The 23,718-nt window shown below is 60.5% G+C and carries 17 protein-coding genes, 1 rRNA gene and 6 pseudogenes; 13 read left to right on the top strand and 11 right to left on the bottom strand.

The features are described 5' to 3' along the window. Positions 1–54 precede the first annotated feature (54 nt). The 4 genes and pseudogenes from RI103_RS30885 to RI103_RS30870 form a co-directional block, all read right to left on the bottom strand. The gene (locus RI103_RS30885; RefSeq protein WP_310816461.1) at positions 55–1,026 is read right to left on the bottom strand and encodes an ornithine cyclodeaminase family protein; all 972 of its coding nucleotides are present in this window, start codon (positions 1,024–1,026) and stop codon (positions 55–57) included. Then, positions 1,016–1,645, bottom strand: a complete 630-nt coding sequence (locus tag RI103_RS30880) for a PAS domain-containing protein (RefSeq protein WP_310816460.1) — start codon at positions 1,643–1,645, stop codon at positions 1,016–1,018. Before RI103_RS30880 ends, RI103_RS30885 begins: the two co-directional genes overlap by 11 nt. A gap of 172 nt (positions 1,646–1,817) precedes the next feature. Further along, positions 1,818–1,994: pseudogene (locus tag RI103_RS30875) on the bottom strand (DUF427 domain-containing protein); the annotation flags it as partial. Positions 1,995–2,235: 241 nt separating this feature from the next. Further along, positions 2,236–3,424: pseudogene (locus tag RI103_RS30870) on the bottom strand (ISNCY family transposase); the annotation flags it as partial. Here RI103_RS30870 and RI103_RS30865 point away from each other — a divergent pair. The 4 genes and pseudogenes from RI103_RS30865 to rrf all read left to right on the top strand — a co-directional run bounded on the left by RI103_RS30865 (position 3,417) and on the right by rrf (position 5,483). Further along, on the top strand, positions 3,417–4,001 hold the full coding sequence (locus RI103_RS30865; protein ID WP_310816459.1) for a hypothetical protein: 585 nt from the start codon (positions 3,417–3,419) through the stop codon (positions 3,999–4,001). The pseudogene RI103_RS30870 and the gene RI103_RS30865 sit on opposite strands and share 8 nt — an antisense overlap. A gap of 648 nt (positions 4,002–4,649) precedes the next feature. Then, positions 4,650–4,910 (top strand): annotated as a pseudogene (locus tag RI103_RS30860) (UPF0182 family protein); the annotation flags it as partial. Positions 4,911–5,090: 180 nt separating this feature from the next. Then, positions 5,091–5,177, top strand: a pseudogene (locus RI103_RS30855) (IS6 family transposase); the annotation flags it as partial. A gap of 192 nt (positions 5,178–5,369) precedes the next feature. Then, a 5S ribosomal RNA gene (rrf, locus tag RI103_RS30850) occupies positions 5,370–5,483 on the top strand. Between the two features lie 13 nt (positions 5,484–5,496). Here rrf and istA read toward each other — a convergent pair. Next, positions 5,497–6,063, bottom strand: a pseudogene (istA, locus tag RI103_RS30845) (IS21 family transposase); the annotation flags it as partial. A gap of 318 nt (positions 6,064–6,381) precedes the next feature. On the opposite strand from istA, the gene RI103_RS30840 reads away from it, so the two are divergent. Further along, entirely contained in the window at positions 6,382–6,885 is a 504-nt protein-coding gene (locus tag RI103_RS30840; RefSeq protein ID WP_310816458.1) for a hypothetical protein, read from the top strand. Positions 6,886–7,243: 358 nt separating this feature from the next. On the opposite strand, the gene RI103_RS30835 is transcribed toward RI103_RS30840, so the two are convergent. After that, positions 7,244–7,540: a hypothetical protein gene (locus tag RI103_RS30835; protein WP_310816456.1), complete on the bottom strand. Its 297-nt coding sequence runs from the start codon at positions 7,538–7,540 to the stop codon at positions 7,244–7,246. A 392-nt stretch (positions 7,541–7,932) separates the two neighbouring features. Further along, positions 7,933–8,340 (bottom strand): OsmC family protein, encoded by a 408-nt coding sequence (locus RI103_RS30830; protein ID WP_310816455.1) that lies wholly within the window; start codon positions 8,338–8,340, stop codon positions 7,933–7,935. Positions 8,341–8,458: 118 nt separating this feature from the next. On the opposite strand from RI103_RS30830, the gene RI103_RS30825 reads away from it, so the two are divergent. From RI103_RS30825 to RI103_RS39745, 6 genes and pseudogenes are all read left to right on the top strand, one after another. Then, positions 8,459–8,638: a hypothetical protein gene (locus RI103_RS30825; protein ID WP_310816454.1), complete on the top strand. Its 180-nt coding sequence runs from the start codon at positions 8,459–8,461 to the stop codon at positions 8,636–8,638. A gap of 648 nt (positions 8,639–9,286) precedes the next feature. Beyond that, on the top strand, positions 9,287–10,390 hold the full coding sequence (locus RI103_RS30820; protein WP_310816452.1) for an AI-2E family transporter: 1,104 nt from the start codon (positions 9,287–9,289) through the stop codon (positions 10,388–10,390). Between the two features lie 51 nt (positions 10,391–10,441). Then, complete coding sequence (locus RI103_RS30815) at positions 10,442–11,983, top strand: TolC family protein (protein ID WP_310816451.1); 1,542 nt, start codon at positions 10,442–10,444, stop codon at positions 11,981–11,983. Then, complete coding sequence (locus tag RI103_RS30810) at positions 11,980–13,107, top strand: HlyD family secretion protein (protein ID WP_310816450.1); 1,128 nt, start codon at positions 11,980–11,982, stop codon at positions 13,105–13,107. Before RI103_RS30815 ends, RI103_RS30810 begins: the two co-directional genes overlap by 4 nt. 5 nt (positions 13,108–13,112) lie before the next feature. After that, positions 13,113–14,126, top strand: a complete 1,014-nt coding sequence (locus RI103_RS30805) for a DUF2955 domain-containing protein (protein WP_310816448.1) — start codon at positions 13,113–13,115, stop codon at positions 14,124–14,126. Beyond that, a pseudogene (locus RI103_RS39745) lies at positions 14,116–14,304 on the top strand (hypothetical protein); the annotation flags it as partial. The gene RI103_RS30805 and the pseudogene RI103_RS39745, both read left to right, overlap by 11 nt. Before the next feature lie 63 nt (positions 14,305–14,367). Here the strand turns inward: RI103_RS39745 and RI103_RS30800 are convergent. From RI103_RS30800 to RI103_RS30790, 3 genes are all read right to left on the bottom strand, one after another. Beyond that, positions 14,368–16,107 (bottom strand): sulfate permease, encoded by a 1,740-nt coding sequence (locus tag RI103_RS30800; protein WP_310816447.1) that lies wholly within the window; start codon positions 16,105–16,107, stop codon positions 14,368–14,370. Positions 16,108–16,547: 440 nt separating this feature from the next. After that, on the bottom strand, positions 16,548–17,621 hold the full coding sequence (locus RI103_RS30795) for a helix-turn-helix domain-containing protein (RefSeq protein ID WP_310816445.1): 1,074 nt from the start codon (positions 17,619–17,621) through the stop codon (positions 16,548–16,550). 411 nt (positions 17,622–18,032) lie between these two features. Then, positions 18,033–19,064 (bottom strand): AraC family transcriptional regulator, encoded by a 1,032-nt coding sequence (locus RI103_RS30790; protein ID WP_310816444.1) that lies wholly within the window; start codon positions 19,062–19,064, stop codon positions 18,033–18,035. 426 nt (positions 19,065–19,490) lie between these two features. Between RI103_RS30790 and RI103_RS30785 the strand changes: the two genes are divergently transcribed. Beyond that, positions 19,491–20,507, top strand: a complete 1,017-nt coding sequence (locus RI103_RS30785) for a hypothetical protein (RefSeq protein ID WP_310816443.1) — start codon at positions 19,491–19,493, stop codon at positions 20,505–20,507. A 1,028-nt stretch (positions 20,508–21,535) separates the two neighbouring features. On the opposite strand, the gene RI103_RS30780 is transcribed toward RI103_RS30785, so the two are convergent. Next, entirely contained in the window at positions 21,536–21,916 is a 381-nt protein-coding gene (locus RI103_RS30780) for a DUF4148 domain-containing protein (RefSeq protein WP_310816442.1), read from the bottom strand. 634 nt (positions 21,917–22,550) lie between these two features. Between RI103_RS30780 and RI103_RS30775 the strand changes: the two genes are divergently transcribed. Further along, entirely contained in the window at positions 22,551–23,693 is a 1,143-nt protein-coding gene (locus tag RI103_RS30775) for a HAMP domain-containing sensor histidine kinase (RefSeq protein WP_310816441.1), read from the top strand. Positions 23,694–23,718 lie beyond the last annotated feature (25 nt).

Here is a 23,718-nt window from a genome sequence, read left to right as displayed (position 1 = left end):
TTGGCCTGCGACAACGTACGCGCCACCCACCAGCCGCTTGAATTCAGCCAGGTCTCACCACGGCCAGGCGATCGACGTGCCGACGTTTGCCTCAGTGGCGCGATCACGCAGCATTCGGGCGACTGTCAGATCTTGCAAGGCGAGCCCTGTCATATCGAACACCGTTATGTCGCCGGGTTGCCGTTCGAGATACGCATTGCCGGTAAGCAGATCGCCCAATTCGACCATTTCTGTTTGCGGCGCCCATTGGGTTTCCCCTATCTCAGAGGCCTGGATACGATCGTCGACCACAAGTCGAACGCGCTCCAACAAACCTTCCGGGAGTTCGCGCTTGCCCTTGGTGTCCGCACCGACGCAGTTGAAATGCGTACCCGGCCGAACCGCATGGAGATCGAATAGCGCACCCGCCCCGGGTGTCGCGGTAATGACGATATCGCTATCCGTCACCGCGCCATTTCGGTCTTTCGCCAAACGGATGTCGCAATACGAACGGAACTGCGACTCGAACGCTTCGTCCTTCTCGCCGGTGACGGTGACGTACTGCACCCGTTTGAGCGAAGGCATGAGCCGCAGGGCGAAAGTCAGCTGGACGCGAGCCTGCACGCCGGAGCCGAATACACAGACCTGAGTGCTGTCCGGGCGGGCAAGCTGCATAAGACCCAAACCGCCAGCGGCGCCCGTTCTCATGGTCGTGACGGCGTTACCGTCTATCACGCAGATCGGGCGCCCCGTCGCTGGATTGATGAGCATGATGGTCGCCTGATGCGGCTCCCCACCCGACTGCCGGTTGGTCGGCCAAAAGCCGGCCGCTTTGAATCCAAGCAGACTTTGGGTCTGAACGTCGCCCGATTTAATTCCGAATACGCCGCCCGTGGAGAGTCGTTCGCGCACGACCTGGAAGACCCTGCCTTCTCGATGGCTGTGCAGTACGAATGCCTCCCGCACGGCTTCGAGCACGTCGTCCGCTTTCAACAAAGACTCGACCGCGTCCTTGTCGAGAAGGACCAATCTTTCGTTATTTCGCATCGTTATATACCGTTGCCCGTGAAACGCCCAAATGGAGCGCGACGATTTCCATTGCCCGGCGCACTTCCATGCTGCCCGACTGCTTGAGTTCGCGCATCAACATGCGGCGATCCTCCGTTTTTAGCGCCCGCGGGATGGTCCCGAGCCGAGCGGCAAATTGGTCGATGCGCTGCCGTATGGCGTCCGCACCCAAGGGCTCCAAGGATTCCTCGACCCCTGCGGCAGCGTCCGTACTTACGAAGCGCCCGAGCACGTTTTGCAAAGCCCCGAAAAGCGTCAGATCGATGTTGAGGCATAGTGCGGCAACATATCTGCCGCTTGAATCCTTAATGCCGATCGACGTGCTCTTCGCGCGACGCCCATCGGCAAACTGGTTCGCGTAGTTCACGATCACTTGGGGATAACGGTCGTCCGCTATGCGTGCGAGTCCCAACTCGGTGGCCGGCTCGCCTTCGACTCGACCTGACAAATTGTTACGGATCGCCACGATTGCATGCTCGGCATGGACCAAGTCATGAACCACAACTTCGCAAAATGGGGAGAACGTCTCGCCGAGACCTTCCGCAATCTGCTTCAGTTGTTCGACTATCGTTTGCTGTTCCGTAGTTAGTTTCTGCATTTGTACAATTTATCTGGAACTAAATAATTTGTCAAATTCCATCTTCTGGCGCCTTCCAGCTCTGCGTCATCGGGCTCGGGACAGCGCTGGCTTGTGCTTTGCAGGTCGACACGCTGCTACTGGACAGCACCGATTTCCGGGAGGAGTCCGCTACCCGGAGGCGCTGCAGGCGGCGGTCCAGATTGAACGCGAGGTGATTGCGGATCGGTGCGAGGGCTTCGTACGGGTTCTCGTAGGTCCAGACGGCGTTGACCGCGCGCTCGCCGCCAGCCGGAATCGAGAAGTACGCGCAATCGCACTTATATGGGCAGCAGGTTGCGTGGTCGGTGCGCTCGAACAACGTCATGTCGATACTCCCGGAAAAGCTCACCATAGCGAGGAACGTTGATTTCCGATACGCAACTAACCGACTGTGCCGACTGCATGCGCCACAAAACACAAAACCGCCTACAGCGCACCGGTCGCCTGAAAAATAATGAGCACGCATGTCGCATGTCGCATTTTTAAGGGGTTGAGGTTCGTCTTTTCTTGGGTCACCGATCACGCAGTGTTGAAGGACAGCCTTGAACAGGCAGGGCGTGTCAGGCCGTTCAGCCTGGTCTGGCAGATCGACGGCCAGGTTTTCCAGATGGTTTCTGGCTGCCTGCGTTGTGCCAGTTCCGTGATCACGCCGTTAATGTCGTCCTGCGTGAATTCACGCTGCTTGTTCGTGCCCTGCGCGCGTTCCGTTGCCCGAACCGGTTGTCCCTGATTCGTGCGCGCAGGGGAGCCGGAGATGCGCCGGTTGTCACGTTGCGCCTGGATCGCCTGCGCGACCTGCAGCGCGTGCCCCAGCCGCTTGTGTTCGATCACCGCGCCCTGGTCGATCCCGGCCAGCCGGTCATAGGGGACGCAGGGCAGGGCAGCGCCATCTGTTCTCACCTCGATGCGCCCGTCCGGATACTCCCACACGTCGATATACCGGTGGATCAGTTTGCGGTTCGCCGGCGTGTCCTCCAGCAGGTACATCACCCGGTCGTACTGCACCGTCAGCGACTTCGTCACACGTCGCGTCTCGCGCCACGTCATCAGCAGGTCGAGATTCTCGTCCGCGCGAAGCGGCCGGTGTGCATCGAACGCACTCTTCGGCGGCCGGGCAAACCGCGCGTTATAGGCCGCCATGAAGGCCGGCGCATACGCATTGGCCGCCGCGATGGTACTGATGCCGCGCAGCCGCAGCTCCTTCACCAGCCGGTCCTGCAGCGTCAGGTGGGCGCGCTCGACGCGGCCCTTCACGGAGCTGCTGTTGGCGCAGAAACTGTCGATGTTCAGTTCGTACATCGCGCAGCCAAAGTGCGTCACGCTGCTGCCGGTTTCATGGGCTTTGCCACTGCGAAACACGCTGGCCTTGTCGCTGTAGAACGCCGCGGGTTTGCCGTGGCGCTCGATGTACGTACGCGTCGCCTCAAAGTAACTGAAGGTCGACTCGCTTGCCGTGAAATGCAGCGCCATCAGCCGGCTGGTCGCATCGTCGACATAGACCAGCAGCGTGCAGGCCGGCGCCCGTTCCTCGAACCAGCAGTGATCGCTGCCATCGATCTGGATCAGTTCGCCCAGACACGATCGCCGCGCCCGTGGCTGGTAGAGCTTCGGCGGCCGCTGCCGGCGTGGCACCCACAGACCCGCATCCGTCATCAGGCTTCTGACCGTCTCCCTGGCGAGCCGGATGCCGTGAGATTCGACCAGCTTCTCGCAGGCCAGCGTCGGCCCAAAATCGGCATAGCGCTCACGGATGAACGACTCGCGACTGGTCATATTCAGCGCAATTGCGCTCGATGAGGTCGAGATGCGAGCGCTCGAAGATTACGGGCGCCCCGCCTTTCTGGTGGTGCCCAACGACCAGCATCGGCTGGATGCAATAGTATGGAAAGAGCGCTACCCGTCAATGCAGGTCGTTGCGCCCGAAGGCTCCCGGACGAAGGTGGAGGAAGCGGTGCACGTCGACACGACGGACCCGAGCTTCGGCGATCCGAACGTGCAGTTCGTGACCGTCCCTGGAACGCGTGGACATGAGGCGGCGCTCGTCATACGCATGCCTAACGGCACGACGCTGGTGTTGAACGATCTGGTCGGCAACATTCGCCATGAATCCGGGTTCGGTGGCTGGTTGCTGCGCGTGATGGGATTCGCGGGGGACGAGCCGCATATTCCGAAGCCGGTGAAGTTGATCCTCGTCGAGGATAAAGAGGCGCTGCGCCTTCAGCTTCTGCAATGGGCAGAACTTGAGTCGCTGAAGCGCATTCTCGTGTCGCATGGTTCGCCCATCGAAGATCATCCGAGCCAGACTCTGCGCGCTTTGGCGAGCTCGTTGGCGTAATGCGGGAGCGCACGACAGCGGTGGCGTGCGAAGCGTTACTGCGCCGACGGCGGACTTTGACCAACGACGGGGCGTGGCCGCAGCGTGCCATTCGCGGACGAAACAGTGCGACTACGGCAGCGCGCTGGCGATGTCCTTGATCACGCGACCCTCTGGAACGCGGGAAGCCAACCATGAGCACGCCCATCACGAAGGCAAAGGTTCTGACGAAGTCCCCTTTCGCGCGGCCTGCCGTGAATCAGACACCGCTGCGGAATACGCGTATCCACGGTACCGAACAATCCGTCAAACCAACTTGTAACCCATTGATACCCGTCTTTACCTGGCGAAGGGCATGCGCACAACCATCGCTGCCCGGCGGACAACGTTTCGGCGAGCGTGCGGTCGCTATGCGTCGTGCCTGAGCGTTGACCGATCTCCATATCAAGATTCGATCTTGGTGTCGAATTCCAGTCTCGATCCTGGTCACTTATTCCACCGCCAGACTGGCCAGGCGAGCATCCGCGTCCTGCCGCGCCCGGACTACAATCATTTATGTGGTCCCAATCAGGCTCTGGCAGTGCGCCGGCTTTTCGGCGGGCGCATTGATAGAACGCTCTAGGCCCGATCACAGCGAGCCATGAGTAGCGTCCCGGCAAAGGAGGGTCGATGCGTTCGCAGGCAAACTCCCGCGTGCGCTTCAAACGCACCGCAGTCACCGTAGCGATCATCGTCGTCGGCCTGATCGTCGTCGGGCGCATCACGGGCATCGTGGTCGACTGGCTGTGGTTTTCTTCAATCGATTATGCCAAGGTTTTCTGGACGGTCATCTCCGCCCAGACACTTCTGTTTGCCGCGGTGTTCGCCGCCTCGGCGGGCGCGATAAGCGCATCAGGGTTCCTCGCGCATCATTACGCGCGACGTCCCGGTAGCTGGCAAGTGGAACCCGCTCATCCGTCAGCTACGCCGGAAATCATCGGCGGGCTGGCGGACCAGTTCGCGCCGTACATTCCCTGGCGCGTCAGCATTGCCGGCATAGCCATCGTCCGGTTGTGGTGCAATTCCGGCGCGTCGATCTGTTACTCTCGAGCTTTTGACGGCCACGAGCCAATGAGCAAGCTGAAAGATCTCGAATGGTTGTTCAACGGGCGTCATTTCGACCGCGAAGTCATCGTCCTTTGCGTGCGTTGGTATCTGATACTAATTGCCCGTAAGGCTTGATCCTATAACCGGTGTGTCTTGCACACGTGACGGTTGAGATCAGTGTTGTGCGAATTGATACACACAGACAACACAACCCCAACAGCTCTACCCCTGGTGAGCATCACCAGAAACTACTTCTTCCCGATTGGTTGTGCTGTCCCCAGGACAGCATGACAACAAGTCATGCCTGATGACCATAGCGAGTCGGTCCCACCCCTTCCCATCCCGAACAGGACCGTGAAACGACTCCACGCCGATGATAGTGCGGATTACCCGTGTGAAAGTAGGTAATCGTCAGGCTCCCCAGCAGCAACAGAAACGCGTCGTAGACTGCCAGCGGATGTTGCAGACTCTCGCGTGGCAGCACCCGGCGGTTGTCCGGGGCAGCGAGCGCTGGCGCCTGCGCCGGCAGCGGCAGGAGCGCCGCCTGCTCAGCAGCAAGTAGCACCGCTGGACGCTCGCCCGTCGTCGCGTGACGGCGCACGTTGGCAACTTCTGACAGCCACCACCCGATGTGCGCATTGACGGCGTCTACATCCAGCTTCAACCCCGATGACTTGAGCGTCGCAGCAAGCGGCACCACGAAGCCTTCCTTGAGATAGCGGTTGAAGCGTTCGACCTTGCCCTTGGTCTTCGCGCGATACGGACGACACATCTTCGGCGTGAAGCCGTAGGTCTCGGCCGATGCAAGCAACTTTGGATTCCAGCGATGCCCGTCCTCGCCGAATGCATCGCGCTCGATGACCACCGACTTCGCGTTGTCGAACAGCACATGTTCCGGCGTGCCGCCGAAGTAGACGAGCGCTTCGCGCAGGCATTCGCACAGCGTCGCGGCATCCTCACGCGCGGTGAGCCGCACGAAGCTCGCGCGGCTGTAGCCCCCACAGCGACCTGGTCGGAAGCACCACACGCGCCTCTTTCTGATCTGTTGTGGCTATTGATCTTGCAGTATGGGTAGGATGATGGGTAGGCCGTGATCAGGCAGAGCGGGAGTCAAACCTGGCGGCGCTTTGCGGGCAACTGTTGGAGCCGGCTGCCTTCCGCCATACACGGCTTCCCGGGGCATTCGTTGATTCCTGTGGAGTTGTCAACTAATGTCGTTTACGACACGAATTAACCAGCCCTCATCGCCGCGCCTTTCAGAAATTGATGGAACACCGCATGGATCACCCACTTGCAATGCAAGGGAGCCAAAAAAATGAAGTTCCTTGTGCGCTTCTTTACGATCGTCCATGGGCTGATGGCTGTTCTCTTCACCTGCGCGGCGTTGATGTTGATTGCGATTGCTGCTCGCATCGGATCGATTGCATTGGCGAGTCAATGGGACGAGGCAAGCGCGCAATCCGTCATTGAAGCTTTGGGGCTGCTGGCCGGGGCCGTTGTCGCCTTGCAGATCGCCGAGACCATCGTAGAGGAAGAGGTCATACGGGCGGCTGACGTGAGCGCGCCGACGCGGGTGCGACGTTTCATGTCGCGATTCCTGGTGGTTGTCGTCGTCGCGCTTGCCATCGAAGGGCTAGTGGCAACGTTCAAGGCGCTGCACCAGGATCCATCGCAGCTTCGATATGCGGCCGGGCTGATTGCGTCGACAGCCTTGCTTCTTGCCTCCTGGGGGCTATTCGTCCACCTGAACCGGTCCGCGGAAGAGTTGGAGCCGGAGGCCATGGCGGACGCGAAACGCGAAGACAAAAAAGTGCAATAGGCCAGTGCGGAATGGGCTGCCAGAATACGGGACGTCACGCCTCGCTGCGAATGGCCGTTTCAGAGAAATGCCACTGTGCCTTGGGGGTCGACTTCTGGCGGATAAAGCGGTCGAAGGCAGATAAGCTTCTCGAACCGGCGTCGGACCGGGTTCGGCCAACCAGGGTTGTTCCTCCGCACGCTCAGGTGGCCATTCAAGCGTCGGCTCCGCACCAGGCACCGGACCTCGTGGTTGGGATCATGTCGACAACACGTCGGCCTTTATGAGAATTTATCTCGTGTTGCTGACGTCACCATCTACGCTTTTGTGCGACGCACGTCCATGCCACCACCTAACACGTGCGTCGCAAGTGTAAGAACTAAGACTTGTTCAAATGAGCAATGACTGCACCCTCCGTCACTTCCGGCGCCGCCGCTCCAACACTCCCCGCATTCTTCGCGATCCATTCCTTCGCTCTTTGCACGCTCTCATCGATACCTGTCTTGTCTTGACAAACGGTCACGGAGAATCCGCCATCCCCGCTGCGTACGAGCGTGTACGTTACCAAGCCTTTGACACCACCCATCCATTCTTCGACCTCAGCGTTGTGCTTCTCGAGCAAATCAAACAATTCTTTCGCGCCCTTTCCGGAATATCGTCTTAAAACAGTTTGCATGATTGCGACCTCCAATTCCGCAAGATAAGACGCCACTATCAGCAGGGCGCCCGACAACTGACCACAGTGCGCACCCTCTCATCATTGCTCAGTAGTGACCACGAGCACGGCAGACCCAATGGGCGCCGCAACAACCAAGTGTAGTAACCATGCTGTCTATGTAAAGCAATTGTCAAACTCTAATGCTCTTATCGAAACCTTGGCTTAGGTAAGCTGATACTCCAACCTGTCGGAGCAGGTCGAGCATCTTGGTCGAACGGGGCGTGCTACCGCGAAGCGGAAGCTAGACGTCCGCGATGCCGGATGTCTCATTGGAATCCGCGTGAACTGATGTAAGCGCTCAAACAAATACAGGCGCGGTAACTTCGACGCGTGTGGCAATGACGCTTGCGTCATGCAATGCGCAGCGTCGTGTCGATGGGCGTGCCGCGCTTGATGAAGAGCGTGACCGGCGTCTTTTCGCAGATTTCGGCAAGGCGCACGCGCTGCGCCTCTTCAAGCGGTCCTTCGACCGCCACGCCGCGGCGGATGTACTGGATCCCGTCGTGATCGGCATGCAGGCTGACTTCAACGGCGATCGTGGCGGCCGGCCACGTCTTGCGCTGCATGTACATGCGCAGCGTGGCGGCTGTGCACGCGGCAAGCCCGGACAGCACGAACGCGAATGGCGCGGGGCCGCGATCCTGGCCGCCTTCGTGGTGGCCTTCGTCGCCGGTCAGCGGGTGGCGGCCAGCCTCGATGGCGACGACGTAGTTGGGCGCGTCGGCCGCAAGGCAAGCAGTGGCGGAGGCGAGCGGCATGGGTAACTCCTCGGAGTGGCACGATCTCGCGCGCGAGATCAGTTGAATGGCGTGATGCTGCGGGCTTCGCCGGGCACATGCGGTGCACCGGTTCCTCGCGTGCATATGCGGTGATGCTATGCCAGCATCCTGGGCCAGTCGACGCCCAGGGGGCATCGGTGAGGCGATCAAATCGGTCGGCGAAATGCGTGCTGCCGACGGCTGTGCTTCCCTCGACGAACTGTTCTCGTCAGGCGAAACGGGCAAGCGGCGCCGTAAGGCCCTTGCCGAAGCGGTGGAATTACAAAACTATCAGTAATGGACTCCAAACGAACTGCGTTTGATGAAGCGCAGCACGATGTCAACGCCGGCTGAGGATGTGCAATGTCACGCACGATCTTCTCTCAGGCGCGGTAACGTGAGCAGTAGCACTGGCGTCGATTCGGGTTCGCAAGATGACTTGCACGGTAACGCACATACAACCACAAATGCAATGCTTCTTCTGGGCAGAACGATGTCCACGCCGTCCAACCAGTCATAGGACCAAAGTCCAATACAGACTTTTGTTCAACGTGTATAGGCTGAAATTCTTTACCTGCGGGCCAAGGGGGAGCTTGTCATGCAATTCGTGAATATGGCCTGAAGAGAATCCGGGTGCGAGCCCAATCTACGACCGCAAGAAAGGGGAAGCCGGGAAGAAGCGCGATGCTGCGACTAAAGCCGCCCATCACGACATGAGTCAGTAAAAGTGCTTTTCATCCGCACGGTATCACGCGTTCGCGGCTGAATGTGAATAGAACGGGTGCACGTTCGCGGCAAGATTTTAGATCTTTGCAGACCAGCTTCAACCGTGGCACTACTTCAGTATCAGTGCGCGTTTCTCCCTGCCATGTCGACGGTGCCAGATTAGGCGCGCCCTGATTTGTCGCCTGCACATGCTCAGGAGTGACCCGCCGGGAGGATAGTTATGCTGATCACACCGGATACCCAACGGGTGCTGTCCCGGCAATTGCTGGATGTATTGATCCGTGCCGGACTTGTCGCCGTTCTGGCCATCTTCTGTTTCCGGATCTTTGTCCCGTTCCTCAATCTCATGGTCTGGGCATTGATCCTTGCAATCACGCTGTATCCGCTGCAGGTTAGGCTGCGGCGTTCGCTCGCCGGCAAGGATGGCCTGATCGCCACGGTGATCATCCTCTGCGCGTTCGTAGTCATTCTCGTGCCGACCTATCTGCTGGGCGTCGCGGTCGCCAATTCGATCGAGCGGGCGATGGCCATTTTCAGGAGCGGCAGCTTTCAGATTCCGCCGCCGGATCAATCCGTGGCCGCCTGGCCGTTAATAGGCCAGCGGATCTATGACTTCTGGACGCAGGCTTCGACCGATCTCACTGGGCTCGCGCAGAAGTTCGCACCTCAACTCAAGGAAGCCGGGCTCGCGATCCTCGGCACGGTCACGGGCCTGGGTGCGGGACTGCTGGTTTTTTTCGTTGCGCTCATAGTCGCGGGCATTTTCATGGCGCATGGGGAGAAGGGCTACCAAAGTTCAGTGCAGATTGCCTCGCGCATCTCGGGGCCCGAGAACGGCCAGCAGATTGCCGATTTATGCACGTCGACCATTCGCGCAGTGGCGCAGGGCGTGGTGGGTATTGCGTTCATCCAGATGCTGCTCATCGGCATCGCGTTCATCGTCATGGGTATTCCCGGCGCGGGCCTGCTCGCGCTCGCCGTGCTGCTGATCGGCATCATGCAGTTACCCGCAACGCTGATTACAGTACCCGTCATCATTTTCGTGATTGTTACGCAGGGGGTGAATACAGCGACCGTCGCATTCTCGGTCTACGTTTTCATTGCCGGCCTGGCTGATAACGTGCTCAAACCACTGTTGCTGGGCCGTGGCGTCGCGGTGCCAATGCCAGTGGTGCTGATCGGCGCGATCGGGGGCATGGTGACAGGCGGCGTCGTCGGGCTTTTCATCGGTCCCGTCATGCTCGCGGTGGGTTACCAGCTGTTCTGGCGATGGGTGAAAGACCAGCCGGCATCCGGGCAGTGTCAGAAACCCGAACAATCCTGAGTCTCCCGAGACCACGCCGTGTCGCCTTCAATGCTCCCATGCAGGGTGGCGATGCCGCTTCGGACAGTGTTGCTGATCGGCGGCCTCACAGGCTTCCTGAGCGGGTGCATGCTCGTGGGTCCGGACTTTCGTCCGCAGCATGAGGCGTGGAGCGAGCACTGGAGCAGCGCATCGATCGGGCAGGTTACCCAGCAGGCAGCGCAGCCCGATGCGCGTCAGTGGTGGCAGATTTTCGGCGACGAGAACCTCGAGCGCCTGATCGCGCAAGCCGATGCAAACAACGGCGACCTGAAGATTGCTGGCCTGCGCGTGATCGAGGCCCGCGCGCAGCTCGGCATCGCGCTTGCGGGACGCTATCCCCAACTGCAGCAGGTCAACGCCGACGTGCTTTACTCGGCGCGCAAGCGCTCGGATGGATTCAACCCGCGCTCGGGTGCCTACTGGCAATACGGCGCGGGCTTCAGCATCGGCTGGGAACTCGACTTCTGGGGGCGTTTTAGCCGCGCAATCGAGTCGGCCGACGCCGCATTCTTTGCCGCGCAATCGAATCGCGACGCCGCGTTGGTCCTGTTACATGCACAGCTCGCCGATACCTACTTCACGCTGCGCACGGCCGAGGCGCGCCTGCGCATCGCGCGCGACAACGCCCGGTTGCAGAAGCGCAGCTACGACATCGCGCAAAAGCTCTTCAAGAGCGGCGAGACGGATGAACTGGACTTCCAGCAGGCCAAAACGCAGTATCTGGGCACGCTGAGCAGCATCCCCGAATTCGAGAGCCAGATCGTGCTCGCGCGTCACGCATTGTCGGTGCTGACGGGGCGACCGCCCGGTCCGCTGCCGGAGCTCGACGCGCAGTCCAGCAAGGCGGCCGTGATTCCGCTCATCGATCACGCGGTGCTGCAGGACGTGCCAGCCGATCTGCTATTGCGTCGCCCCGACGTTCGCGCTGCCGAGTATCAGATGGCCGCACAGTCGGCGCTGATCGGCGTGGCGAAAGCCGATCTCTATCCGTCCGTGTCGCTGGTAGGCTCGCTTGTCTGGAGCGCGAGTTCGCTCACCGGCTCACCGAACACGCTGGCCGTGATAGCCGGCCCGAGCATCACGTGGAACGTGTTCGATCATGGCAGGATCATCAACAACGTGCGCGTGCAGGACGCCCGGCTGCAACTGTTGACGGTCGCCTATCAGAACACCGTGCGCGAAGCCGCGCGAGAAGCCGATGATGCCGCTACCGCACTGATCGCCGCCTTGCAGCGGGACACCATTCTGAACGACGCTCAAGGAGCCGCGCGGCGGTCCCTCACGCTTGCCAATACGATCTACCGCGAAGGGTATTCAGACTTCCAGCGCGTGCTGGATGCCCAGCGCGCGCTGTTCGCACAACAGGACGCGTTTATCGTCAACCGCAGCAATGCCGTTGGCAGCCTGATCGCGCTGTACAAGGCGCTCGGCGGAGGCTGGTACGCGGAGCAGCCGATCGTCGATCCAGCGACCCGCGCGCAGATGCAGGAACGCACCGACTGGGGCGATCTGCTGAGCGAGCCGGGCGCTCCTTCGGCTGCCGCCAATCCGTCCTCAGGTCCGTCCCAATGAGCGACATGCCCGAGCCCTCCCATGCCGCGCCGACACCGGCACCGTCGCCCGACGCCGATCCAACGGGCAGGGCGGTGAAGTGGATTGTCGGCCTGATCGTCGTGAGCCTGATCTGGTATCTGCTCGCCGACCGCTTTACGCCTTACACGCAACAGGCGCGTGTGCAGGCCTATGTCGTGCCCGTCGTCGCGGAAGTAGCAGGACGGGTGACGCGCGTTCTCGTGCACAACAACCAGGAAGTCAACGCGGGTGACGTGCTGTTCGAAATCGATAGCGGGCAATACCGCATTGCCGCCGATCGCACACGGGCCGACCTCGACTCCACGCGCCGTCAGGTCGGCGCCAGCACGGCCGGCATCGATTCGGCGCTCGCATCGCTGCGAGCGGCGATCGCAAACGAGATCAAGGCGCGGCAGGACAGCGAGCGCCTGGAACGGCTGTACCGCGAAGACGAAGGCACGGTCTCGCTTCGACGCCTCGAAGTGGCGCGCGCAACGCACGAGCAGGCCCAAAGCCAGGTTGCCGCAGCGCGTGCCGAAGTTGAGCGCGCCCGCGAGCAGCAGGGTGGCCACGATGCAGATAACGCGCAGTTGCGCAGCGCGGCGGCTGCCGTCCAGAAGGCCGAACTCGATCTGGCCAACACGCGGATCACGGCCCGCACAGGCGGCGTCATCACCGATCTGCGCGCCGAGGTCGGCCAGTTCGCGGCGGCGGGCAATCCGGTGATGACACTGATTGCGATCCGCAACGTGTGGGTCAGCGCCGATATGACCGAGAACAACCTCGGCCACCTCCGGCCCGGCACGTCTGTGGCTATCGCGCTGGACGCGCTGCCGGGCGAAGTCTTCGAAGGGCGCGTCCGCAGTATCGGCTATGGCGTGAGCGCGGGGCAGAGCACGCCACCCGGCAGTCTGCCCACCGTGCAGAACAGCCGCGACTGGCTGCGTCCGGCCCAGCGCTTTCCGGTGATCGTCGAGTTCGACCCGGGTGAGCGCGCACGTCTGCACAACATCCGCATTGGCGGGCAGGCCGAGGTGATGGCATTTCCGAGTCAGGGCAATCCGCTCAATCCGCTGGGTCGCGTGTTTCTGCGCGTGATGAGCTGGCTTTCCTACCTTTATTGACGTCGATGGAAAACGCACTCCAGCTTCCCGGTCGCCGTGCGTTGCGCGTGGCCACGGGGACGGCACTCTGCCTCGCAGTCAGTTTCGCGCTGGATCTGCCGATTCCCGTGGTCGCGCCGGTGTTCGCCGTCTTTCTGCTGGCGACGCAAAACCGGCCACTGTCGTTCAAGGCAGGCATCGCGTTCGCGCTGGTCGTCGCATTGACCACGGGCAGTGGCTTGCTGCTTGTTCCGCTGCTACGTCATTACGCGTTCGCTGGCGTGATGATCACGGGTCTCATGCTCTTTCTTGCTTTTCGCTACGGATTGCGCGGCGGGAACAATCTGGTCGCCACCTTTCTGGTGGCGGGACTGACGATGATCTCCGCAGCAGGTACAGCTGACTTCCAGTTAGCCGTGACGGTCGTTGGCGCACTGGTGAAGGGGCTCGTGCTTGCCGTGGTGGTGTCGGCCCTGGTCCACAGGCTGTTTCCCGAGCCCATGAGCGCGCGGCTGCAGCCTGCCGCGCCCGTCATGGCGAACGAGCTGGCCGTACGCGTTGCGCTGCGCGCCGCGCTCGTGGTCATGCCGGTCTACCTGCTCGCGATGACCGATCCGGCGAGCTACATGCCGATCATCATGAAGTCCGTGAGCCTCGGCAGACAGAGTTGTACCACCACGGCCCGCAGCGCGGCGCGAGATCTCATCGGCTCTACGCTGCTGGGTGGCCTGCTCGCGGTCGCGTTCTGGTTTGCACTCAGGCTCTTCGTTGATCTCTGGATGTTCTTCCTGTGGATGTTGCTGTTCGGTTTGGTGGTGGGACGCAAGCTTTATCGCATCAGCCCGACGCGCTACTCGCCGGGCTTCTGGCTGAACAGTCTCGTCACGACGATCATCCTGCTCGGCCAGTCGGTGCAGGATAGCGTGGCAGGCAAGGACGTCTACAGTGCATTCGCGGTACGCATGGGGCTCTTTCTGGCTGTGACCGCCTACGCGTGTGTGATGCTCCTGATTTTCGAGGGACGCCGCCGCGTGCGATGACGCGGCGCGCAGCTTCGGCGATTCGTCGGATGTCGTTCGGGGGCAGCCATGGCGCAGCAACTGAGCCTATGGACACGCTGGCGCGCGCCCGCATGCCGATCCGCCATGTGCTGAATTTTGCCTACGCGCATTACTTTGGAGACGGCGCAGGGGTGCTGGGCTCAACGACCTTACGTCGTAGTTGGTGGCGAGTGTCGGGCGGCTTGCGGACCGTCGTAACATTCAGGCAGTCGATGACCCGTCACGGCGCGCTGTCCGTGCGGGCAACGTAGTCATCGACCGCGCTGCCCACGGTAGGATGGAAGCCCTCATCACCGATGATGTCGGACAGCTCGAAACGTTTGAGCTTGTCGCGCACGGGGTCTTTCATTTCAGCGAAGTGCAGTGCGACGCCGCGCTCTCTCAGCATCCGGCTCAGTTCCCGCAGCATGTCGGCCGATGTGACGTCCACGCTGGTGACGGGTTCAGCCGCCACCACCACTCTCCTGATGGGCGTCGGCGATTCCTCAATGGCTTCCAGCAGGCGTTGCTGGAAGAGTTCGGCATTCGCGAAGAAGAGCGGCGCGTCCCAGCGAAACAGCAGGAGCCCAGGGATGCGCGCCGCCTGCGGGTAGCGCGTGATGTCGTGATATCCACGCAAACCCTCCACGCTACCGAGAACGGCGAAATGGGGCCGCCAGCCGTCCCACAGAAATTCGATGACCGCGATCACTACCGCGATACAGATGCCGGGAATCGCTCCGAAAACCGCGACACCGGCAAAGCAGACGATCGAGAGCCAGAATTCCCATTGCTGGATGCGATAGATGCGTTTGAGGTCCGCAAATTCGAACAGACCGAGGGCTGCGGCAATGACGACGGCAGCCAGGGCACTATTAGGCAGATACCGCATCAGATTTGGTGCAGCCATCAGAAGCACCGCCACCGCTACCGCGCCGACGACGCCCGTCATCTGGGTTTTGGCGCCAGCCGCTTCCGCCACGGGGGTTCGCGACGAGCTGCTGCTGATCGGGAAACCCTGAAAGAAGCCAGCGGCAAGATTGGCTGCTCCAAGCCCCACCATCTCCTGGTTCGGATCGACGCGAGTATGGAAGCGCGCCGCGAAGGTACGCGACAGCACGCTGGTATCCGCAAATGAGATCAGCGCGACCGCGCAGCCGCCAAGTATTATCCTGACGAGATCGGCATCACCGACCCATGGCAACGCAAAGGACGGCAGGCCTTGGGGAATTTTGCCCAGCACTTTCACCCCAACAGTGTCCAGGTTGAACACGGTGACACACAGCGTCGCGAGGACAACCGCGATCAAAATGCCCGGAACCTTCTCGAAACGCTTGAGCAAAAGGATCAGCACGAGACTCCCCGCGCCCACCGCGAAGCTGTACCAGTTGGCCTTGCCCGCAGCGAGGGCGGTGCCGAGATTCAGGAGGTCCCGCAGGGGTCCCTGGTCGTCGATGGAAATCGCGAAAAGCTTCGGCAACTGGCTGATCAGGACGGTCAGCGCGATTCCGTTCATGTAGCCGTATCGAATCGGCTTGGACAACAGTTCCGTAATGAAGCCGAGCCGCAGGAGGCCCATCACGATACAGAACAGGCCGGAGACGATTGCCATCATGCTGGCCACCGCAATGGCGCGCGACGGATCGCTGCCGGCGATCGGTACGATGACAGCGAGAATCGGCGCAGCCAGTGCGGAATCAGGCCCGAGAACAAGAATCCGGCTGGGACCAAACACCGCATAGGCGAGCAGTGGAATGATCGTCGCATAGAGACCGTAGACGCCGGGAACCCCTGATGCTTCCGCATATGCAATGCCGACAGGCACCAGCATGGTGGTCAATACAAGCCCCGCCGTCAGATCGCTTGGCAGCCAGCTGGACCTGTACGCCTTGAGCATCCTCAGGCCCGGCAGCCAGCGGAACCATCCCCGAGCGGGGTCCGCTGCTTGCCCGCCTCCAGGACTTGGCTCGTCGGATTGCATCTGTCTGATGGTGGTGATCGAAAGGACCCACTATGCGGATAGTAGGGCGGTACCGCCGTCTCAAGAGGAAGGATACTTCAGTCACGCCAACGGCAATAGGGAAATCGGGCGAGGCCCACATCCGACGGCGGCGCCAGCGAAGGATCGGACGCATAGACGTGAATCGCTCGATCATCTAGCTCGCGCCGCTGGCGGCGAATGCTGCCTTGACGTGGGTCTGTTCCTGCAGGCGCCTTGCGCTCGGCCTGGCACGCCGGTGCGCGTAGTAGCCAGAGCGGCTCACCTGCAAAACCCGGCAGGCGTCACTGACCGATACGGCCTCCTGTTGCAAGTGAGTTACCACGCGGTAAGTCACTTCAGTTCCCGCGCAAAGAAGGTCGAAGCTTTTTTTAGCAGCGCGTTGTCCTCGCGCAATTGCCGGTTCTCTCAACATTCACGGTTTACGTGAAGCGCTCCCGTCTTGCATGTCCGCGCTGGAGCAACGGTGCGTACTCGTGCAAGTCCCGTGGCGCGATGTCGAAGGCACGACGGAATGCACGCGTAAAACTCGACGCATCATTGAAACCCAACCCCGAGGCAATGTCCTGTACCTCCAGATGCGGAAAGCGCACCAACTCATCGGCCGCCATTCGCAGCCTGCGGCTGCGGATATAAGCGGCCAACCCACCTTCATGCTCAAATATGCGATACACGCTGGCACGCGAGAGATGCAGCGATGCCAACACGCTGTCAGGCGACAAATCCGGATCGTGCAGATTGGCCTCGACATGCCGCCGGACTTGTCCATACACAGCAGCACGTACCGCCGCGCGGCCGTTGCCGGAAAGACCCGCTTGACGGCTGAAAGCTGCGACGAGTAGCTCTGCTGCGGTGAGAAGGGACTGATGCGCTTCCTCCTTGCTCAGTCCGACAATTTGTCGCTTGAGCGCCACCAGATGTTCAATCAGTATGCGCGTCAGAGGGGTGGTGGCGTGAATCGAGCGGCCATGCAGCGAGGCGGCGTCTGGGAACGACCTTTCCACCAGCGCTCGCGGCACAAAAAGGAGCAGTAGCCGACCATGGAAACTCCGGATTGAGCACGGCTGATCCATGTCCAGCGCGAGGATACTTGGCACTTGCGGCATGTGCGGCGCGTCGGACCGGGGCTTGCTGCCCAGGAACTGCGCCGGTGGCCCGCCAAGGAAAACGCTAAAGGTAATGTCGCGAACGCTTTCGGTCGAGACCCGACCCAAAGATCGCACGGCCAGGTTCGGCCCGGTGCGGAAGTCGAAGAAACTCAGATTGTCGATCGTGTAACGAGACAGCGATGCATCGAACCTGGCCTCAACTTGCGTTGACGAAGGCCGTATGTCGTAGACAGGACTCATGCGCTCCTGCCAGGCCAGGAAGCTTTGACGGGCGTCGCCTTGGACGCTGAAGTTGCTGTGCACGATGCCGGGCGCGAGCATCGGCGGCTCAGGCGGCAACAACAAGCGGCTTAGCGGTATAGCAGTGTGTAGCGGGTCGTCTTTCATTGCAGCGCTCAGCGCTGATTTTCGTCCAGTTTTGATTCGCCCCGTGCGGCTGAACTTTATGTTGAGCACTAGCCCGTTCTGAGAGCGCTAGCGTAGGTTGGCAAGCTTACCAGTACTTGCTTTGCCGTAGCGCACAGCAGCGACCGACTCATCGATAAATCGATCGCTTCAGTACTCGGAAACCACACACGCTCTCGAACAGACCGACTATCGGTGTCGGCATCACATTTCCCTTTCGGCTTGTTGGAATGACCGTTTTCGAGGAGGGCCACGGTCCCTTCCGGGTCGATGACGGTCGGTCGTCGCAAATCTCGCGGCACGCCACCACCGAGTTAGTACCCCTGCGTGAAGCACGTGTGAGGCGATCACCGTCCGCTCAAATTTGACACCCCCGGCCTCTTTGGTCGTTCGTCAGTCCGAGGCACTACCGTCCAATGCAGCGCCGCTCTTGCGGTCCTTGTCCCGAGTCGCGGCGCCGACTGTATTCCTGCGCCACGTCGCCGGCGGCTCACCGAACTCCCTCTTGAACGCGCGATTGAATGAGGCTTCCGATTCGTAACCAACAGCCTCGGCGACCGACGCTAGCGACGAATCAGTGAGGCGAAGCTGCCGCGCGGCGAGTTGCAAGCGCCACAAAGCCAGATACTGCATCGGCGGTAGCCCGACCAGCTCGGTAAAGCGCTGTGCCAGCCCCGAACGCGAGATGCCTACCTCGCGGGCGAGAGCTTCAACAGTCCAGGCGTACACCGGCCGCGCATGCATCAGCGCGAGCGCCCGTGCGACGAAGCGATCACGCAATCCCGCCAGCCAGCCCTTGCGATCCCCGGCCATCGTGCCTACGTAACGACGCACCGCTTCGACGAAGACCAGCTCCGCAAGCTTGGCCAGCACGGTGGCGCTGCCCGCCTGCGCCGAGGCCGCCTCTTCGGTCGCGAAGCGCAATGACGGTTCGAGCCACGACGCGCCGGGTCCGCGCATGCCCACCTTGAACAGCCTCGGCAGCGCGGATAGCAAAGGATTTCTCGAATTGTCCTGCATTGCGAGAAAGCCGCACACCATGCGAGTGAGCTCCCCGCCACCGCCGTGGACGAGTGTCATGACTTCACCCGGTTTCGCCTCGACCTGATTTGCCAATAGCGGCGCCAGGAACTCCGGCAACAGATCGGTGGAACTGCCTAACACGTGGGTCTCGCCCTGCGGCACCACGATGACATCCCCTGCCTCCGCCTGCAGCGTGCTTGCCGGATCGCCTGGCAGCATCGCCCAGCACCTTCCTTCTGTCACGAGATGGAACGAGACGACGCGCTCGGAGCGCGGCAAGTATGCCGAACAAAGCGCCGAATCGGCTTGCCCGATGACGCACCAAGGCGCAGAGAAGCTGCCGTCGAGGTGGACCGCCCCGGTCAATTGGATGACGCGCAAGACATCGGAGAGAGCATCCATGGCAGCGGTTAAGCGATGTTGGGGTCACGCACAAGAAAGCTGGACGCCCGGCTATTCAATTTCGCGCCTACCGTCGGGATACTAGCACCATGCCTGAAGGCCAACACACGACAAGAAGATTCGATCGGGGAGGGCAGCCATGAGGATCGTGGCGTACTCCGCGAAACAGGCGGGTCAAGTATGAGTTGTATGCGCCTGCTCCAAACGAACCTGGTGATTTCGCGAGCCCATGTGGCGCGTCGTGCCGTCGACGAGCGCTCCCACTGCTTTGCTCACATCAACCGCAACGCCATGAGGTTGCGCGGCGCAGGTGTCGAGGGACAAATGCGAATTCACCGGCGTGGACTCTAGCCGCCGTCGTCAGTCTTTAGACATGCCTCGACCGCATTTTCACAGCAAAACCAGCCCGTCTCTCAGGAGTGCGTCATGTCCGCAGTCAAATCACCTTCCTTGCACAATACCGATCTCGCCGCAATCAGGATCCGGCATGCCGTTGCCGACATTCATCAACCTGTCTCGCAACCGTACGTCGATACCGTGCGCTACGCAAAGTGCGTGGAAGTGTCCAAGCGCATCCGGTGGGACATTGATCGCGACGTGCTTCGCGATCGCAAATTCGACTTCACGATGAAGTTTCTGCCTGACGGCCTGTCGTTCGTCGATCGCCTGCCGTTCCTGGACGTCATCGAGCGCCGCCTGCTGTCGCAGATCCAGGGTCGCTCGTACGCCAATATCTTCGGCCTGGTCGAGCGTTTCATCGGCGCCAAGATGCTCGAAGTGAGCCGCGACCACTGGCTTGGCGACCAGATCGCACTCGAGGCGCTGGTTCGCTTCACCGACGAAGAGCTAAAGCATCAGGAATTGTTTCGCCGCATCGAGACGATGATCGGTGCCGAGATGCCTCCGGGATACACGTTCGAGCCGCGGCCCGACGACGTCGCATCAGTCGTGTTGGGCAAGTCGACTTGGTCGGTTCTCGCGCTGACGTGCCTGATTGAACTATTCACACAGGCGCACTATCGAGCCAGCATCGAGCCCGACAGCGAGCTTTCGCCCCTGTTTAAGGATGTGTTCCTGTTCCACTGGAAGGAGGAATCGCAGCACGCGATTCTGGATGAACTGGAATGGGTACGCGAGAACGCGAAACTCATGCCGCACGCGCGCGATGCAGCCGTGGACGACCTGATTGCGCTGGTGGGCGCCGTGGACGCGATCCTGCAGGCTCAGTCGGCGGCAGACACGGGCTATTTCATCGGACTTTGCGACCGCTTCATGACGCCCGTCGAGATCGAGACCGTGACGTCCACTGTCCTCGCAGCATATCGCTTCCAGTACATCGTGTCGGGCGTGCAGATTCCGCGGTTCGGCGAAATGCTCAATGCAATGATCTCGCCGGAACAAGCGCTACGGATTAGCACCGCGCTCGCACCGATCAGGGGTTGACCGTAATCCAAAACACGGAGTTTCAATCATGGCATTAACATTCCCCTCCGGATTCGACGTCGCTGCTTTACGCACGCAGGTCGGAGTAACTTACGACCGTGTCGCGCGCGACCCCCGCCGGCGAGTTTCCCTTTCATCGCGGCCCGCGTCACGCGGCCGACTCCCTGCAATATGACGCTCACGAGCGCCGTTGTCAGACTATCAGTCGGCTCGACGATTCCCTCACGAATCATGCACACTATGTTGAATCTACGATACGGCTTGCTGATGAAGCTACGACGGACTATCGTGCGCGTTTCGACCGAGACGCGGCATGGCTTATAGGCGTACTCACGGCGGCCGCGAGAGCATAGCGATCGCGGCCGACCTTCCATCGAGCGGACGGATCGCGGCCTGCAGCTTCGGACCGCCGCTCGTGTCAAACGTTTTCGTAACTAGCCATCCTGAAAGCGGACCGGCGCGACCGTCAGCAACGGGTCGCAAAGACTCATTCAGTTTCGTGGAGGCCGCCCTTTGCGGGCGCCAGTTTGGGGCGTCAGTGAAGCGATCATCAGTCGCCGCACGTCGTGCAAGAAGCGGTGCGACGAGACACGGGAAACCGGGAAAGCAGGATGGGCCGTTGCGAGGAGCGGGCAACGGATTCTGGGGTGTCTCCGACCTTGTAGGTCGGGGCAACGGTGGTGGGCGGACTTTGGGTACTTGCTGGCTCATGCGCGGCGACGAGTGCGGTCGGGCAGCCTGATAACCATGCCGCATGACAGCACCGTCTCGCCAACACCAACAGGCGAGGCCTCATCGCAATCGTTTCCATTGGTATACCCCCTGTCCGAGGCAACACACGAACACCCGGGAACGGCGTTGCCTCGCAGAGGGTACTCACTACTGGCGTCCAGGAAATGTTCCCGCTAACGTCGGTGCGGCGTGGTGTGCTACCGCACATACTCAAATTGCTCTGCGTTGCTGATGTCGCGATAGGGAGAGCCCACTTAGCGGAATTGTCTGAGAGACGCCTGGCTAGCAGGCGGTAGTCAGTGGCCGAAGAAGGTGTTGCAATAATCTGCAGGCCCGACGCATGACGAAGGCTGTGCCAGATGCATCGAACTGCCGGCGGCCGAGGTGCCGTTGAGCGTCGTGCCGCCAACGGCGTTCTCGGCTGCTTGCCGGCTGTCCTGTGCAGAGGTGCTGGCGGCCTGCTGGCTGTCCTGTGCGGCGGTCTTCGCTTCTGCTGCCTGAATTTGCACGGGATAGGTCGTTTCGTCGCCGTCGCCGATGTGGTAGCCGGCCTGCTCGATACGGACCAGTTCCGAGCGCACCTGCGCGCGAGTGAGGGGCGCGCTGCTTTGAGCGACGCTGATGACCGGGCTGGCAAGTGCAGCGCTGGCGAGGGCGAGGCATACAAAAGTTTTCATGGTGAAACTCCTTGAATTGGTTGAACGGGGCGTCGTGTCAAGACGGCGCGGATCGGGCGATCAGCTGCCGAAGTACGGAGTGCCGAGACTCGTCGGGCCGACACAGCCGGATCAAATATCGCAGCGTCGAGGTAGCAGGAAAAGCGGACGGTGCGTGGATATGCACTGCACCTTTTCATTGGCCAGTCATAGGGCCGTATTCGAATCGGCATGGGGCCAGAAAAGAGCGTGTGTCATTGCGCGGCGAAGTACACCTTCCTTGTGTCGAATTATGTTTCATTATTCTTTTGATCAGCCATGTCAGATGTAGTGAGAGTGCCTATTTGATGTTCGGCATTAAATGTTCCGTTGTCCGCGAATAAAAGTTAGGTTTGCTTTGCGACGTACTTAACCTGGACAACTGCGAGTTGCCGGTGTGCGGTGTCGGAAAATGCCCCGATGTCTGGCCTCTCTCAGCCGTTCCGACCGGTTTTCCCGCTGAATGCCGAGCATGACAAACAGCGATTTCAAGAAGAGTTTACTTAGGTGGACCTGAACTTTTGTTCGGCAACGACCGGAACACCTGTTCATCGACTTGCTGGAGGCGAAGTAGCACAATGGGACGCATGCCGTAGCCGATGCTCGGAGGCCTCCCATGGCGTCCTTTACTCAAACACGAATTGATTCCGACACAGGAGAAAAACGCGGGGGAAAAACATCGCTGAGCGTGAGTGAAGCGGTTCAGAAAATCGGGCGCCGCCGATTCATCGAATATAGGGATCTTATTCTGGGACCGGTTGCATCACTTAGTCCCGAGCAGAACCTCCTCGTCAAACGCGAATTGCTGAGCTCACTGTCCCGTCGAACAGTATATTGGACCGCGCTGCTGCTGGCCGGAAGCTCCTTCTGGTTCGTATTTGGATCGTGGGATCTACCCGTCGGATACGGATTCTGGTTCAGTGTCGTGTGGATGTTCGGGCTGTGGGGGATGGCCGCTCCTGTAGCAATCTATTTACTGAAGAAGACCATGTCGCTGCCGAAGCACGGGGACGTCGACGCGATCGAGCAGACGCACTGGGCATGGGCTGGGTTGATCGTCCTGACATCGCTTTGGTGGGCGGCGGGCGGCTTTGGGTTGACTCCACCCGACTTCGCGCTGCTCCATGGTTACCACTTCATATTGCGCAGGTATAACTTCTTCGAGCTGACGATGATCAGCCAGGCATTTACCCTGTTGCTGCTCGCCCCCAGTCTTCGTGCGACCTTAGGTTCGCTCGTGTTTAGCGCTATCCCGTTCGGATTCAGCATGGGACCCGTCCTATTTATCAAGCGACCGGGAATGTTCGACTGGAATACCGCTCAACTAGTTGGCTATTTTTTCATGGCATGGTTTATTTGCAATGATCAGAAGCGCGCAAGTGTAAACGAGGTCATTCTCGAGGAAGCTCGCTCGCAGGCTGAAGCGGCAATAGCGGAAAAGAACCAGTTTATCGCCGCGATAAGCCATGACTTGCGGCAACCGCTCACAACGCTCGGGCTGAAGTTGAATCATGTTGAGCGGAGCATTCAATCAACTAGTCTGGCCGAACACGTATCGATCGCGCAGAGGCAAGTGGATGCGATGGAAGGGATGATCAATGGCGCGCTGGATATCAGCCGTCTCGAGTCTGGCACATGGAGTCTAGAAATTCAGGAGGTCGTGCTGCCCATGCTTTTACACGACATCGTCGAGGATGTGCAACCGCTGGCCGGAGCGAAGGGCCTGGAGCTAAGACTCCATAGATCCTATGTAGCGTGAGAGTCGCCAAGGCCCGAGTCGTAAG

It is taken from the genome of Paraburkholderia sp. FT54 (assembly GCF_031585635.1).
In the GTDB taxonomy this organism is placed as follows: domain Bacteria; phylum Pseudomonadota; class Gammaproteobacteria; order Burkholderiales; family Burkholderiaceae; genus Paraburkholderia.
Note: the sequence above shows the minus strand (reverse complement) of the source record. Positions and strands in the feature narration are given on the sequence as shown.

Bases quoted from the DNA above. Each gene is read 5' to 3' on its own strand.
- RI103_RS30825 (WP_310816454.1), top strand. From the start codon at position 8,459: ATGCCAGCATCCTGGGCCAGTCGACGCCCAGGGGGCATCGGTGAGGCG.
- RI103_RS30835 (WP_310816456.1), bottom strand. From the start codon at position 7,540: ATGCAAACTGTTTTAAGACGATATTCCGGAAAGGGCGCGAAAGAATTG.
- RI103_RS30865 (WP_310816459.1), top strand. From the start codon at position 3,417: ATGAACGACTCGCGACTGGTCATATTCAGCGCAATTGCGCTCGATGAG.
- RI103_RS30780 (WP_310816442.1), bottom strand. From the start codon at position 21,916: ATGAAAACTTTTGTATGCCTCGCCCTCGCCAGCGCTGCACTTGCCAGC.
- RI103_RS30790 (WP_310816444.1), bottom strand. From the start codon at position 19,064: ATGGATGCTCTCTCCGATGTCTTGCGCGTCATCCAATTGACCGGGGCG.
- RI103_RS30880 (WP_310816460.1), bottom strand. From the start codon at position 1,645: ATGCAGAAACTAACTACGGAACAGCAAACGATAGTCGAACAACTGAAG.
- RI103_RS30840 (WP_310816458.1), top strand. From the start codon at position 6,382: ATGAAGTTCCTTGTGCGCTTCTTTACGATCGTCCATGGGCTGATGGCT.
- RI103_RS30885 (WP_310816461.1), bottom strand. From the start codon at position 1,026: ATGCGAAATAACGAAAGATTGGTCCTTCTCGACAAGGACGCGGTCGAG.
- RI103_RS30800 (WP_310816447.1), bottom strand. From the start codon at position 16,107: ATGCAATCCGACGAGCCAAGTCCTGGAGGCGGGCAAGCAGCGGACCCC.
- RI103_RS30815 (WP_310816451.1), top strand. From the start codon at position 10,442: ATGCCGCTTCGGACAGTGTTGCTGATCGGCGGCCTCACAGGCTTCCTG.
- RI103_RS30810 (WP_310816450.1), top strand. From the start codon at position 11,980: ATGAGCGACATGCCCGAGCCCTCCCATGCCGCGCCGACACCGGCACCG.
- RI103_RS30785 (WP_310816443.1), top strand. From the start codon at position 19,491: ATGTCCGCAGTCAAATCACCTTCCTTGCACAATACCGATCTCGCCGCA.
- RI103_RS30775 (WP_310816441.1), top strand. From the start codon at position 22,551: ATGGCGTCCTTTACTCAAACACGAATTGATTCCGACACAGGAGAAAAA.
- RI103_RS30795 (WP_310816445.1), bottom strand. From the start codon at position 17,621: ATGAAAGACGACCCGCTACACACTGCTATACCGCTAAGCCGCTTGTTG.
- RI103_RS30805 (WP_310816448.1), top strand. From the start codon at position 13,113: ATGGAAAACGCACTCCAGCTTCCCGGTCGCCGTGCGTTGCGCGTGGCC.
- RI103_RS30820 (WP_310816452.1), top strand. From the start codon at position 9,287: ATGCTGATCACACCGGATACCCAACGGGTGCTGTCCCGGCAATTGCTG.
- RI103_RS30830 (WP_310816455.1), bottom strand. From the start codon at position 8,340: ATGCCGCTCGCCTCCGCCACTGCTTGCCTTGCGGCCGACGCGCCCAAC.